Annotated in this window: 15 protein-coding genes; 6 read left to right on the plus strand and 9 right to left on the minus strand. The window is 70.5% G+C overall.

The window, feature by feature from the left end:
- Nucleotides 1-169 precede the first annotated feature (169 nt).
- The 4 genes from BDW27_RS10880 to BDW27_RS10895 all read left to right on the plus strand — a co-directional run bounded on the left by BDW27_RS10880 (nt 170) and on the right by BDW27_RS10895 (nt 3,157).
- Nucleotides 170-997, plus strand: coding sequence for a hypothetical protein (locus BDW27_RS10880; RefSeq protein WP_233515721.1), 828 nt, complete (start codon nt 170-172; stop codon nt 995-997).
- Nucleotides 994-1,614 carry a hypothetical protein gene (locus BDW27_RS10885; protein WP_199560612.1) on the plus strand — a complete coding sequence of 207 codons (621 nt, stop codon included), beginning with the start codon at nt 994-996 and terminating at the stop codon, nt 1,612-1,614. Before BDW27_RS10880 ends, BDW27_RS10885 begins: the two co-directional genes overlap by 4 nt.
- Entirely contained in the window at nt 1,611-2,432 is an 822-nt protein-coding gene (locus BDW27_RS10890; RefSeq protein ID WP_110049220.1) for a hypothetical protein, read from the plus strand. Before BDW27_RS10885 ends, BDW27_RS10890 begins: the two co-directional genes overlap by 4 nt.
- A 167-nt stretch (nt 2,433-2,599) precedes the next feature.
- Nucleotides 2,600-3,157, plus strand: coding sequence for a hypothetical protein (locus tag BDW27_RS10895; RefSeq protein WP_199560613.1), 558 nt, complete (start codon nt 2,600-2,602; stop codon nt 3,155-3,157).
- A gap of 113 nt (nt 3,158-3,270) precedes the next feature.
- On the opposite strand, the gene mutM is transcribed toward BDW27_RS10895, so the two are convergent.
- The 7 genes from mutM to recG form a co-directional block, all read right to left on the minus strand.
- Nucleotides 3,271-4,113: a bifunctional DNA-formamidopyrimidine glycosylase/DNA-(apurinic or apyrimidinic site) lyase gene (mutM, locus tag BDW27_RS10900; RefSeq protein WP_110049222.1), complete on the minus strand. Its 843-nt coding sequence runs from the start codon at nt 4,111-4,113 to the stop codon at nt 3,271-3,273.
- 3 nt (nt 4,114-4,116) lie between these two features.
- Nucleotides 4,117-4,869 carry a ribonuclease III gene (gene rnc, locus BDW27_RS10905; RefSeq protein ID WP_017545945.1) on the minus strand — a complete coding sequence of 251 codons (753 nt, stop codon included), beginning with the start codon at nt 4,867-4,869 and terminating at the stop codon, nt 4,117-4,119.
- Nucleotides 4,870-5,217: 348 nt separating this feature from the next.
- Nucleotides 5,218-5,394 (minus strand): 50S ribosomal protein L32, encoded by a 177-nt coding sequence (rpmF, locus tag BDW27_RS10910; protein WP_017545944.1) that lies wholly within the window; start codon nt 5,392-5,394, stop codon nt 5,218-5,220.
- A gap of 133 nt (nt 5,395-5,527) precedes the next feature.
- Nucleotides 5,528-6,073 (minus strand): DUF177 domain-containing protein, encoded by a 546-nt coding sequence (locus tag BDW27_RS10915; RefSeq protein ID WP_017545943.1) that lies wholly within the window; start codon nt 6,071-6,073, stop codon nt 5,528-5,530.
- A gap of 246 nt (nt 6,074-6,319) precedes the next feature.
- Entirely contained in the window at nt 6,320-6,808 is a 489-nt protein-coding gene (gene coaD / locus BDW27_RS10920) for a pantetheine-phosphate adenylyltransferase (protein WP_017545942.1), read from the minus strand.
- Nucleotides 6,809-7,006: 198 nt separating this feature from the next.
- Nucleotides 7,007-7,573, minus strand: a complete 567-nt coding sequence (gene rsmD / locus BDW27_RS10925; protein ID WP_110049223.1) for a 16S rRNA (guanine(966)-N(2))-methyltransferase RsmD — start codon at nt 7,571-7,573, stop codon at nt 7,007-7,009.
- 329 nt (nt 7,574-7,902) lie between these two features.
- The gene (recG, locus tag BDW27_RS10930) at nt 7,903-10,107 is read right to left on the minus strand and encodes an ATP-dependent DNA helicase RecG (RefSeq protein WP_110049224.1); all 2,205 of its coding nucleotides are present in this window, start codon (nt 10,105-10,107) and stop codon (nt 7,903-7,905) included.
- Between the two features lie 433 nt (nt 10,108-10,540).
- Between recG and rpmB the strand changes: the two genes are divergently transcribed.
- Complete coding sequence (rpmB, locus tag BDW27_RS10935) at nt 10,541-10,726, plus strand: 50S ribosomal protein L28 (RefSeq protein WP_013151263.1); 186 nt, start codon at nt 10,541-10,543, stop codon at nt 10,724-10,726.
- Between the two features lie 119 nt (nt 10,727-10,845).
- Here the strand turns inward: rpmB and BDW27_RS10940 are convergent, their stop codons facing one another.
- Nucleotides 10,846-11,499 carry a cellulose binding domain-containing protein gene (locus BDW27_RS10940; RefSeq protein WP_110049225.1) on the minus strand — a complete coding sequence of 218 codons (654 nt, stop codon included), beginning with the start codon at nt 11,497-11,499 and terminating at the stop codon, nt 10,846-10,848.
- A gap of 200 nt (nt 11,500-11,699) precedes the next feature.
- Nucleotides 11,700-12,686, minus strand: a complete 987-nt coding sequence (locus BDW27_RS10945) for a thiamine-phosphate kinase (protein ID WP_110049226.1) — start codon at nt 12,684-12,686, stop codon at nt 11,700-11,702.
- 153 nt (nt 12,687-12,839) lie between these two features.
- On the opposite strand from BDW27_RS10945, the gene BDW27_RS10950 reads away from it, so the two are divergent.
- On the plus strand, nt 12,840-13,073 hold the full coding sequence (locus tag BDW27_RS10950) for an Lrp/AsnC family transcriptional regulator (RefSeq protein ID WP_017545937.1): 234 nt from the start codon (nt 12,840-12,842) through the stop codon (nt 13,071-13,073).
- The last annotated feature ends 13 nt before the right edge of the window (nt 13,074-13,086 follow it).

The raw sequence follows: 13,086 nt of genomic DNA on the forward strand, positions 1-13,086 counted from the left end.
GTCGCTCCTCGAAAGCCAGCTATGTGATCGGTATCACCAGACATGGGACAATGCGGAAACGAGAGCAGGGACGTCGCATCCCGGCTCACCGCACATGCGAATCGGCCGGTACGACAGACGACCCCATTCGTGTCGTGGCGATCCCTGACCGGAAGAGAAAGAAGGCAGCATGGACCAGAGCAGGAGGGTTGACACGTCTTCCGGTCATCCATCCGCGATCTGCGCGAGCGTTCCGGCGTCGCCGTGTCCGCGGATCGCCCGCCCTAACGACGTCCCGCAGCCGGAGTCGGTCGAAGAAGTGACCGCATGGGCGGGCAGCGAGGATTCGCGCCGCGTCGAACTCGTCTACGCGCCGGTGTTCTGGGTGCTGCTCGCCCTCGCCGGGCTCGGGTTCCTGATCCAGCAGACGGTCGCGGATCCGACGGGCGCGGGCTGGAACATCACGATCAACGGTGAGAGCCACGACTCCTGGCCCGGGTGGGTGCCGTGGCTCGCGTGGATCGGCGTCGGCATGTGGCTGCTCGTCGCTGTCTGCGTGCTTGTCCTTCGGTTGAGCATTCTGCGGGACCTGCGTGTCGAGAACGAGCGGATCTTCGAGAGCGGGATCGCGCATTCGATCCACCGGGCGTCCCTCGACTATGACGGTGAAGCGAGCTGGGCTACCTACATCGCCCTCGACCACCGCATCGACGACCAGCGGGCCGCGCGGATCCACGCCGCGTTCGAGCAGTGGCTCGCGCGGGCGGGCTTGCCTCCCGCAGGCTCGGGTCCGATCTCCTCAAGCACGTTGTTCGGTGCTGAGGCTGCGGGCGGCTACTTCCTCCTCCACCTCCCCGTCTCCACGACCGCCGGCGCGACCGCCGATCACGCGTGGATGCTCATCACCGAGCCGCAGGATGGTGACGGCGACGTGATCGTCACACCGGTCCCCGTGCCGAAGAAGCTCGAAAGGACTCGCCGCAGACTCCGCCGGAAAGCGGGAGGGAGCACGCCGTGATCACACGTGAGATCACCGTCTCGCTGCGGTCCCTGTTCACGACCGACGAGCAGACCCGGGGATGGATGGCCGCGGCGCGCACACCCGAGACGCGCGCACGAATCCGGCGCTGGTCGAAGGTCGAGACCGTCGGCATGACGACGATCCTGGTGGGCATCGCGCTCATCGTCCTGGCATCGTTCGCGTCGATCGCGGTGGCCGTCTGGTCCAGTGCCACTGACAACAACCGCCCGGACCCGTACTGGTGGATCTGGGGCGTCGCGATCGGCGTGACCGCGTGCGGGACCGTCGCGGACCTGATCGCCACTCGGCGGCGCGAGGAAGCCTGCTTCGCCGACGGCTGGGTGACCGTGGGGACACTGGATCGGGCGATCGAGCATCCCGGCAGCGGTGAGGACAAGACCTGGTACGACCTCCGGATCAGTGCCGAGCTCCCGAACGGGGCAACGCTGCGCCGTCGATTGCATGTCGAGGGGGAAGGGTTCGAGCGTCACGTCGGGGACCGCATGCGGTTTCTCCACAACACGCTCGATCCCGAGGAAGTCGACGACGTGCGCTTTGCCGGTTGGCCCGACAGGAAGAAGCGGCGCTCGCGGCGCGGAAAGGACAGGCGTTGAGCAGGCGAGCCAAGATCACCTCCTCCGAGCACACCGTCGTCTACGGCGAGGACGACAAGGTGCCGTTCTGGCTCGAACATCTCATCGCACTCATCGTGATCGGCTCCATCGTCATCGTCGGCGGCATGGTGGTGCTGTCACTGAGCGACTGGGGTCGGCTGACGATGGTGTGGCTCGGACTCGGGCTCGGGCTGGTCATGACCGTCTGGCTCGCCATCGACCCGTGGCGCAGCCTCCGCGCAGGTGAGCCCGCAGCGGTGTGGGTGGGGGAAGCGCTCACCGCGTTCGGGTGGAGCGCCATGACCATCTCACTGGCCGCGGGCATCCCCTACGTCTTCTGGCTCGGCCCGGACACCCTTCCCGAGTGGGCGTTCGCCGTCCCTGGCGTCGGAGCAGTGGTCTTCACGGCGATCGCGGCCCTCGGAATGCGGCTACAGACGAGACAGCCGCTCCCGGCACTGGATCGGACGCCACGGTCGGCGCGGGTGGTGCTCAACACTGAGGACTCCGAGGGCAGGCAGGGCATCACGGTGCGCTACCGGGGCGCCGACGGCGAGAAGCACGACGCGGAGCTGGCCGACCTCATCGACGACTCCTGGCTGGGCGAGTTCACGCCGGGCACGACCTGGCAGGTCCACGCCTTCCGCGACCCGGGACTCGCGAACTCCGTCGTCTTCCTCACCGAGGCGCACGAAGATGTCTGGCGCGACGGCTACAAGCTCGACGGCGTCCGGCTCGGAGGCGAAGGCGGGCCGGTCACACCAGGGCCGGGATCGCCGTTCCTCCGCGAAGACTCGAAACGGAGGTTCGAGCCCTGAACCGGGAAGCCGAGGACCGGACGCGCTGTGCGAGGACCCCGGATACCAGGGCGCGCATCCGCCGTTGGACGCGAACCGCCCTGCTCCGACGCGTCTGGAAAGCGATCGTCAGTGAGTTCACTCCACCACCGAAGCCGCGCCCGGCACCGAGCGAGGGTGAGCTCGCCGTGGGACATGTCGCCCTCGGGACGATCGACGACAGGATCGAGGATGCACCCGGCCAAGACGTGCAAGGGGCCGACGAACTGATCATCAGTGCCGATGTCCCGGGCCATGGAACCCTCCACCGGCGGATCCCGTGTCCCTTGCCGACGCCCGGCAGCGGTCGCGGCCTCGTCGGACACGAGGTCCGGTTCCGGCACACCACCTACGACCCGGACTACAGCAACGACATTCTCGTCACCCGGTGGCCACTGGTGGCGCATCGAGCGCTGGCACCGGTCCGGTACGAGGGCCCCGGCGCGCTGCGCGCCCGAATCTGGAGCATCCTCGCCGGCTTCAGCTTCGTCGTCATGTGGGCCGGGATCGCGCTGACACCGATCTTGATGGGCGGGATCGTCTTCGGCGGCGACATGTTCACCGACCTCCCCGCTTGGTTCCACCCCGGTATCGCGCTCATGGCGAGCATCTCGGCAATACCGGTGGGACTGCTTCTGGTCACCATCTGCGTCAGACGCGAGGAGGCGGCACTCACGCACACGGTGGAGAGGAGAGGCAGACCATGACGAACGGAACGTCCGAGCCCTTCACCTCGCCGTGGCCTGCCGATCCGGGCTCGGTGTGGGCACGTACGAACGGAAGTGGCCGGCGCATGTGCCGGGCATCGGCGAGGCTTCTGTCAACGTGCCCGCTGGCAGCTCGGGCAGCTGAACGAGGAGCGGTTCATGAACGCCTCGCGCACGATCAGCGTGCCGCAGCGGCCGCACGGACGGTCCCGCCGCCCATAGGCGTTGAGCCCCCGCTCGAAGTAGCCGCTCTCACCGTTGACGTTGACGTACAGCCCGTCGAACGTGGTCCCGCCGACGTCCAGGGCCTCGGTCATCACCTCGGTGACGTGGCCGAGCAGCTCCAGCGCCTGGGCGTTGGACAGTCCCCGCGTGGAACGGGACCAGTGCAGCCGGGCCCGCCACAGCGCCTCATCGGCGTAGATGTTGCCCACACCGCTGATCAGCGACTGGTCCAGCAGCGCCCGCTTCACCTCGGTCCGCTTGGCCCGCAGCGCCCTGACGAACGCCTCCGGGACGAACTCGGCGTCCAGCGGGTCCAGGGCGATGTGGTCCACCGAGGACGGCACCTCGGCGCGCTCACCCTCCCGATCCAGCAGCAGGTGGCCGAAGGTGCGCTGGTCGACGAAGCGCAGCTCGTTGCCGTCGTCCAACGGAATGCGCACCCGCAGGTGCTTCTCGTCCGGCTTGCCCTGCGGCTGCACCAGCATCTGCCCGCTCATGCCCAGGTGGGCCAGGAGCATGTCGCCGCTGTCCAGCACCAGCCACATGTACTTGCCGCGGCGGCGCACCGCCGTGGGGGTCTGGCCCCCGAGCCGAGCCGCGAAGTCGGCGGGGCCGGGCACGTGGCGGCGGACCGAGCGCGTGTGCAGCACCTCGACGGCGCCGATCCGGCGCCCCACCGCGTGTTCGGCCAGGCCGCGCCGGACCACCTCGACCTCGGGGAGTTCGGGCACCGCTCAGCCCTGCCCGTTGCCGCTGGATCCGCCCCTGGCCTGCTCGGCGGCGCGGTCCGCGCGGGCCCGGATGGCCTTCCACGCGGACTCCGCGGCCTGCTGCTCGGCCTCCTTCTTGCTGCGCCCCTCACCCAGGCCGTAGCTCTCCCCGGCGACCCGCACGGTGGCGCGGAAGGTCTTCTGGTGGTCGGGGCCGCTCTCGTCCACGTGGTACTCGGGCACGCCGAGCATCTCGGCGGCGGTGAGCTCCTGGAGGGAGGTCTTCCAGTCCAGTCCGGCGCCCAGCCCGGAGGCGGTGGCGATCAGCGGGTCGAAGAGGCGGTGCACGAACTCCGAGGCGGTGTCCAGACCGCGGTCCAGGTACACCGCGCCGATGATGGCCTCCAGGGTGTCCGCGAGGATCGACGACTTGTCGCGCCCCCCGGTGCCCTCCTCGCCCCGGCCCAGCCGGATGTACTCGCCGATGCCCAGCCCGCGCGCGACGTCGGCCAGCGCCCTCATGTTGACGACGGCGGCGCGCAGCTTGGCGAGCTGGCCCTCCGGCAGGTCCGGGTGCTTGCGGAAGAGGGTGTCGGTGACCACCAGGCCGAGCACGGAGTCACCGAGGAACTCCAGGCGCTCGTTGGTGGGCAGGCCGCCCTTCTCGTACGCGTAGGAGCGGTGGGTCAGGGCCCGGAGCAGGATCTTGGGGTCCACCTCGACCCCGATCGCACGGTGGAACGACCTGGCCTCGGAGACGGAGAGTTGGCTAGCCACGCGAGTTCGCTTCCCTGTTGGGCGCGCCGAGGACGGCGCGCGGAGGTGGGGGTGCCCCCGACCCGTCCGGGACGCTCGAAAACGAGGTGATCGTCGCGGGAGCGCGAACTCCCCCGGCGGCCACCACGATCTCGGGAGCCCCCTGTGGGACCGGGATCGGTGTCGGACACCACGGATCATGGTCTTCCCACGGTCCGTCGAGATCACTCTACAAAGCCCTGGGGACACTGACCCCCTGGACGGCCCTTTCCGGACAGCACTTCGGGGCGGAGCCCTCAGAGGGTTCCGCCCCGATGATGTCCGGGAGTACGGGATCGGGCACACGGCCCGAAGCCTGGCACGTCCGGGTTAGGCCGGGTTGATGACCTGGCGGTTGTTGTAGGTGCCGCAGGACGGGCACGCGATGTGGGGCTGCTTCGGGTCACGGCAGCGCGGGCAGTTGACCAGCACCGGGCGCGACGCCTTCCACTGGGAACGGCGGGTCCGGGTGTTGCTCCGCGACATCTTCCGCTTCGGGACGGCCACTTCAATCCTCCTGGGTCACCCCCGCGGTCGCGGGAGGTCGCTTATCTGGTCACCCCGCGCGCTGTGGCGGGGAGGGTGTGCCCCGGTCGTCGGCGGTTCCCGTTGGGTACCGCACTCGACCGGGTCACTGGACTCACTGCTGGTCGGGCTTCTCCGCGATGTCGCGGAGCGCCTCCCAACGCGGGTCGACACCGTCGCCGTGACCGTGGTCGGGCCCGGCGTCGGCGAGCTTGACACCGCACTCGGCGCACAGGCCGGGGCAGTCCGGGCCGCACAGCGGTGAGAGCGGGAGCGCGAGCACGACGGCGTCTCGGATCACCGGTTCGAGGTCGAGCAGATCGCCCTCTAGATAGTAGTCCTCATCATCGTCGTCCGCGTCCTCGTCGCTTCGGACGCTCACGTCGTCGTCGGCGGGGTAGCGGTACATCTCCTGGAACCCGGCCTCCAGCTCCTCGGAGAGGGGGTCGAGGCAGCGGGAGCACTCCGCCGTGAGGCGACCGTTGACGGTCCCGGTGACGAGGACACCCTCCATCACCGCCTCAAGGCGCAGGTCCAGCTCGATCTCCTGGCCCTTGGGCACGCTGGCCATCGCCGTCTCGAGCGCCTCGGGGACGGTCACGATTCGGTTGACGGTACGCATCGACCCCGGCTGGCGGCCCAGCTGGCGGGTGTCGACCACGTACGGGTCACGGGCATCTAGACGAGACAGAGTGATCGCGCTTTCAGGAGAGTTCCGGGTGCCGGGCTCGCGGCCGCCGACGTGGTGCACGTCGGGCTGTCGCGGTGGTGCTGACCGGCCTGAGCGCACGCCGAGGACCGGCGACGCCCATGGTCAAACCCAGATTCTACCTACCATGTCGCCGACCACCCAAATCAGCCCCCCGAAGGCACCCGCGGAGGGGCGGGATCGGGCTCGCGGAGGGGGCTACTCCTGGGCGCGTTCGGCGTACTTCTCCTTGAGGCGCCCCTGGACGTACGGCGTGACCAGGCTGGAGACGTCGCCGCGGTGCATGGCGATCTCGCGGACCAGGCTGGACGACAGGTACGAGTACTGCGGGTTGGCGGTCATGAAGACGGTCTCCACGCCGGAGAGCCGGTAGTTCATCTGCGCGATCTGGAGTTCGTAGTCGAAGTCGCTGACCGAGCGCAGGCTGCGCACGATGGTCTCGATGCCGTTCTCGCGGCAGAAGTCGACGAGGAGTCCGTCGAACTCGCTGACCCGGACGTTGTCGAACTCGGCCGTGCCCTCGGTGAGCATGTCGAGCTTCTCGGGGACGGTGAAGAGCCCCCGCTTGTTGACGTTGTTGAGTACGGCGGCGATGACCTCGTCGTACTGCTTGGCGGCTCGCCCGATGATGTCGATGTGTCCGTGGGTGACCGGGTCGAAGGAGCCCGGACAGACGGCTCGGCGCACGGTGGATCGCCCCTCTCAGGTACTACTCACGGGTACAGCGATCGTAGGGGCTCACCCCCGCCCCATTTCGGGCAACTCCCACTTAGCGGTCTCCAGTGTCCGCTTTCACACCCGGCCCGGGCGTCACGGAAGTCACCCCACCGGGTCGTCTGAACCTTCCCCGGTGCGGCGCCAGAAAACGTGGTGTATGCCCGATATCTACCCGGTGGTGCGGGCGTACCAGAGGATCGCTTCGCCGTACTTGCGGCTGCGGTCCCGCTCGATCCCACGCGGCCACTCGGGTTCGGCGCCGCGCTTGGACCGCTCCACCACGAGCATCGCGGAGGGGGCCAGCCAACCGTGCCCGACCAGTGCGGACAGCACCGAGGCGACCTCCTCGTCGGTGACCGCGTACGGCGGGTCGGCCACCACGAGGTCGTAGGGAGCGGCCTGGTTGCCGCGCGCCAGCACCCGCTCGACCCGGTCCGCGGCCAGCTCAGCGCCGGGGAGTCGCAGTGTGGCGATGTTCTCCTTCACCACGCGGGCCGCCTTGCGGTCGGCCTCCACCAGCAGCGCGTGCGCGGCCCCCCGGGACAGGGCCTCCAGGCCGATCGCCCCGGACCCCGCGTAGAGGTCCATCACCCGGAGCCCGTCGAGGGGGCCGAGGTCGGACTGGACGGAGGCGAACAGGGCCTCGCGGGCCCGGTCGCTGGTGGGTCGGGTGGTGCGGCCGTCGGGGGCGGAGATGCGTCGTCCGCCCGCCGCCCCGGCGATGATGCGGGTCATGGCCCCCACGGTAGTGCGCCCCCGGGCACGCTGAGGCTGGCGGAGGCGGAGGCTCCCCCGATATCGAGTCAACACCGGGCGGGCGCGCTACGCCAGCGGTGCCCCCTCCGCCTGTGGACAACCGGGTGCACACACGCGCTGGGTGCACACGCACTGCGGCGGCGCACCCGCTGAGGAGGAAGGACCCCGCCGCTTCTCGCAGGCGGCGCCCCCTGCGGACGACCGGGTCGGCGTACCGGAACGGGACCGGCACCTTCACGGAGGCGTCGAAGACGGGAGAGGACCCCCGGCTCGCAGCGGCCCCCGGGTTCGCGCCGCCTCGGAGCCGCTCAGGTCTTGTCCAGGTACTCCGCGCGTTCCTCGGGGAGCAGCGCCGCCAGGGCGTCGGCCAGCGGTTTGTGGGCGGTCAGCCCCGGGTCCTCGGCCACCAGGCGGCTGGCCTCCTCGCGGGCCTCCCCGATCAGCTCCTCGTCCTTGACCAGAGTGAGCATGCGAAGACTCGAACGCGCCCCGGACTGGGCGTCGCCGAGCACGTCGCCCTCACGGCGCATCTCCAGGTCGGCGCGGGACAGCTCGAACCCGTCCGTGGTGGCGGCGACGGCGGCCAGCCGTTCGCGGGCGGGGCCGCCCTCCTCCGCCTCGGTGACCAGCAGGCACAGCCCGGGCAGCTGGCCCCGACCGACCCGGCCGCGCAGCTGGTGCAGCTGCGAGATCCCGAACCGGTCGGCGTCCATGATCGCCATGACCGTGGCGTTGGGCACGTCCACGCCGACCTCGATGACGGTGGTGGACACCACCACGTCGGTCTGGCCCGAGGTCAGGCGGCGCATCACCGCGTCCTTGTCGTCAGGGGCCATCCGTCCGTGCAGGGCCTCCACCCGTACGTCCGCCAGCGGGCCCTCCTTGAGGCGGGCGAGCACGTCCAGCACCGCGAGCGGGGGCCGGGCGCCCGGGGGTGCGTCCTCGGGCGGGGGCTCGACCTCGTCCCCGGAACCGTCCGTGCCGTCCCCGATCCGGGGGCAGACCACGAAGGCCTGGCGGCCCTGGCCGACCTCCTCGCGGACGCGTTCCCAGGCGCGGGTGAGGAAGTGCGGCTTCTCGTGGGCGGGGACGACGTGGGTGGAGATCGGCGCGCGCCCCTGGGGAAGCTGGGTGAGTGCCACCACGTCCAGGTCGCCGTAGACCGTCATCGCGACGGTCCTGGGGATCGGTGTGGCGGTCATCACCAGCACGTGCGGGCGGCCGTCCCTGGCCTTCTCCCGCAGGGCGTCGCGCTGTTCCACCCCGAACCGGTGCTGCTCGTCCACGACCACCAGGCCGAGGTCGGCGAAGGAGACGTGCTCCTGGAGGAGGGCGTGGGTGCCGATGACGATCCCCGCCTGCCCCGAGGCGGCCTCCAGCAGGGCCTCGCGGCGTGCGGCGGTGTTCATGGAACCGGTGAGCAGGGCGACACGGGTGGCGGTGTCGGCGCCGTCGATCTGCCCGGCCCTGCCGAGCGCCCCGAGCATGGTGCTGATGGAGCGGTGGTGCTGTTGGGCCAGGACCTCGGTGGGGGCGAGCATGACGGCCTGGCCGCCGGAGTCCACCACCCGCAGCATCGCGCGCAGGGCCACCAGGGTCTTGCCCGCTCCGACGTCGCCCTGGAGGAGGCAGTGCATGGGGTGGGTGGCGTCGAGCCGTTCGGCCAGGCGTTCACCGACCTCCTTCTGGCCGTCGGTGAGCGTGAACGGGAGCTGGGCGTCGAAGGCGTCGAGGAGTCCGCCGTCCGCTCCGGGGCGCGGTGTGGCGGGCAGTTCCTCGGCCTGCTGGCGGCGCTGGGCCAGGGCCAGCTGGAGCACGAAGGCCTCGTCCCACTTCAGTCGGCGCCTGGCGGCCCCGACCTCGGACCACTCGGCGGGCCGGTGGATCCGCTCCAGCGCCTTGTGGACGCCCAGGAGCCCCTTGCTGGACCGCAGTTCGGGCGGGAGGGGGTCGGGGATGTCGGTGGCGTAGTCCAGGGCGACCCCGACGGACCGGGCGATGGTGGCGGAGTCCAACCCCTTGACCGCCGGGTAGACGGGGATCAGCTCGTTCGCGTACGCGCGGGCGGCCTCGCCTTCGAGACCTTCGTCGTCCAGGAGCACGTACTCGGGGTGGTCGAGCTGGCGGCGGCCCTTGAAGGTGGAGACCCGGCCGGAGAACATGGCCAACCGTCCGGGGACGAGGGTGTTCTGGTGGTGTGACCCGCGGTTGAAGAAGGTCAGGTGGAGGCGCCCGGTGCCGTCCGTGACGGTGGCCTCCATCATGTCCATGCGGCGGCGGCCCTGGCGGGCGGGGATGGTGCGCCGCCGGGCGTCCAGGACCTTGGCCTGCACGGTGACGTCCTCCCCCTCCCTCAGGAGCGCGAGGTCGGTGAGTTCGCCCCGGCGGTCGTAGCGGCGCGGGTAGTACCGCAGCAGATCGCCAAGGGTGTGGAGGTCGAGTTTGTCGGCGAGTGCCTTCGCCGTCCTGCCGCCGAGCGGTCCTTTGCGCAGCGGCTCGTCCCAGGTGCTCACTGTGGTTCCCGTCCTGCCTCGTGGGGTCGCCCGTCAGTGTCACCGTAGACCTCCGGTGCGACGACCGGGGGCGACCGGTACGCTGACGGCCCGTGTCGGTGGCGATCGCGGCGCGGCGGCACTGGTAGTACCGGCGGCAGTGGTGCAGCCGCCCCCTCCAACCGGGGTATACTCGTCAGAGTTCATCGCGTTTTCGCCATGCCCGCGTGGCTGATCTCGATGCTCCGGTGGGTGTGTGAGGCCTCGGTCGCGCCGTTGCCCGCCGTAGCGCGTACGGACGCCCGCCAGTGGTCTGATTTCACCTTCGGGCATGTCCTTCGTGTACTCTTCCCCGGTTGGCGTCCTCGCCAGCCTGCCCACCCGGCCTCCTCTGGCCGGATGACCTCTCGCGTGCGGCGACGTGCGCGATCCCGAGCACTTGAATGGAGTTACCGTGGCTTCCGTCTGCGACGTCTGCGGCAAGGGACCAGGGTTCGGTAACAGTGTTTCCCACTCGCACCGTCGCACCCGCCGCCGCTGGAACCCCAACATCCAGACCGTTCGCACCCGCGTGGGCGGCACGCCCAAGCGTGTGAACGCGTGCACCTCGTGCATCAAGGCTGGCAAGGTGACCCGCTAGGGTCCCCTCCCACCCGTGGTTCTCGAAAGGCCCTCCGACTTCGGTCGGGGGGCCTTCGTGCTGTCCGCATCCGGTGCTGGAGTGACTCGTGTGACGACCGGACGACCCGGGTCACGACTCTAGAGGTCGCACACGTGGCCGTTGAGGGAGCACCGGACCGGGCTCTGGGAGACGCCGATCGCGTCGAAGGTCAGGGTCACCGACTCACCCGGCTCCAGGTGGCCGTCGGTCCCGGACTGGCGTGCGAGGATGCCATCCTCCAGCGGTTCCCAGTCCGCGTCGTGCACCTCGGTGACGTCGGCGGTCTCGAAGGCCAGGGCCAGTTCCCACGCGTCGAGCCGGGTCCGCGAGGTGTTCGTGACGGTCACCCTGCTGGTGAAGCCGACCGACGTCGCCTCCAGCACCTGGTACGAGACGGCCGTGGGCTCCGACCCCGCCTGGGTCTGCGGCCCGGTGTTCCCCTCCCCGGAGGAGGCGCCGCCGCGGTCCGGACGCGGGGAGGCGTCGTGGGTGGGTTCGGTGCCGTCCTGGGGTCCGGGTGCCTCCGTGGCGCCGGGAGGGCCGCCGAACTGGAGGTAGATCTGTGTGGTGCTGTAGCCGAACAGGAGCAGTCCGAGTATCACCCCGGAGACCACGAGCACATTGAGCAGCCTCGGCGGTTCGACCCGTTTGGGCACCGTGCTCTCGAGGAGTCCTCCGAACCGCCGCAGCGCCCCGGCGTTCTCCGGTTCGCTGCGGTGGGCTCCACGACGGTGGCCGTGCCGCCTAGCCATGCCGCCCCATGTGCCGCCCTCCGACGTTGTTCCGCTGGCCTTGCTCACCCTGGGCCGCCGGCCGTGCCGACCAGGGGTCTCACCTCGGGTGGATCGCCGCGGGTTCGGGCCCGGCGAGGCCGGACCACTGTCCGTAGGCCAACGCTGACCGCGATGGCAAAGCCTAGCGCGATCACCAAACAGGACAAATCCAAACGGGCTCAGTCCCGCCGGAAATGATCCCACCCACCGCGTTCGACCACGTTCCCGTCCACCGTGACGGCGGCCCGGCCGCCCCCCTCAGGTGCCTCGCCCACGGTGCCCACGCGGTGCCAGTGCTCCGGGAGCACGACCTCGGGTGGGAAGACCGCGGCGAGAGCGTGATCCTCACCGCCGGCCACCATCAGGCGACGGGCGGCGTCCACAGCCTTCCCCGTGGGAGCCCCGAGTACACGGACGGCTTCGAGGAGTGCGGGTTCGGGCCGCAAGGCCTCCGAGTCAAGGAGGATTCCCACCCCGCTGCGACGGCACACGTGCCCGAGGTCCTGGACGAGCCCGTCGCTGACGTCGAGCATGGCGGTCGCGCCGAGCCGGGCCGCCTCCGGACCCGCGGCGTAGGGCGGGCTGGGTCTGCGGTGCTCGGACAGGCACTCCGCCGGTCCGTCGACGCCCCGTTCCAGGAGGGCGAGACCGGCGGCGGACAGGCCGAGGTGGCCGGTGTAGGCGACCACGTCCCCCGCCCGGGCGCCGTCGCGGCGGACCGGGGCCCGGCCCTCCAGGTCCCCGAGAGCGGTGACGGCGATGGTCAGGGTCGGCGAGCCCACCGTGTCACCGCCGACCACCGCTCCCCCGGCCCGGGCGCACTCGTCGCGCACCCCGGCGGTGAACTCCTCGGCCCAGGCCAGCGGGAGTTCGGCCGGTGCGGCGAAGCCGATGAGCAGCCCGGTGGGGCGCGCGCCCATGGCCGCGACGTCGGCGTAGTTCTGCGCCACGGCGCGGTGCCCGACGTCGCGGGCGGTGGACCAGTCCCTCCGGAAGTGGCGGCCCTCGACGAGGAGGTCCGTGGTCGCGACCGTGCGCCCGTCGGGCGCGGCCACGACCGCGGCGTCGTCGCCGGGTCCGAGGATTACGTCGTCCGTCCTGGGGAATTGGCCCGTCACGCGCTCGATCAGAGCGAACTCGCCAAGACCCCCAATGGTGCTCAACACACAGATCAGGGTACGGTGACGCTCCGGCGCAGTGGTCTAGACCCCGTGGTCAGGCCCCACTTTCGTCACCCGTTCGTCATCGGCTGTGCCCCCTCCGGCCGGGGTCGCGTCCGCTCGGCACCCCACCCGGCCCGGCACGAAGGAGTAGTCAACATGGTGCAGGCATACATCCTGGTCCAAACCGAGGTCGGCCAGGCCGCCGAGGTCGCGGAGCGTGTGCGCGGGATCGCGGGGGTCGACCAGGCCAACGACGTCACCGGTCCCTACGATGTGATCGTGCAGGCGCGGGCGGAGGACATGGACGCCCTCGGTTCCCTCGTGGTCGCCCGGATTCAGCGTCTGGACGGCATCGCCCGTACCCTTACCTGTCCCATCGTCAACATCTGAGGTCGACTGAGTC

Source organism: Nocardiopsis sp. L17-MgMaSL7 (assembly GCF_003182025.1).
Lineage (GTDB): Bacteria > Actinomycetota > Actinomycetes > Streptosporangiales > Streptosporangiaceae > Nocardiopsis > Nocardiopsis prasina.

Excerpts from the sequence above, each read along its gene's own strand:
- BDW27_RS10880 (WP_233515721.1), top strand. The coding sequence starts at position 170 with ATGGACCAGAGCAGGAGGGTTGACACGTCTTCCGGTCATCCATCCGCG.
- rsmD (WP_110049223.1), bottom strand. The coding sequence starts at position 7,573 with ATGACCCGCATCATCGCCGGGGCGGCGGGCGGACGACGCATCTCCGCC.
- BDW27_RS10940 (WP_110049225.1), bottom strand. The coding sequence starts at position 11,499 with ATGGCTAGGCGGCACGGCCACCGTCGTGGAGCCCACCGCAGCGAACCG.
- BDW27_RS10950 (WP_017545937.1), top strand. The coding sequence starts at position 12,840 with ATGGTGCAGGCATACATCCTGGTCCAAACCGAGGTCGGCCAGGCCGCC.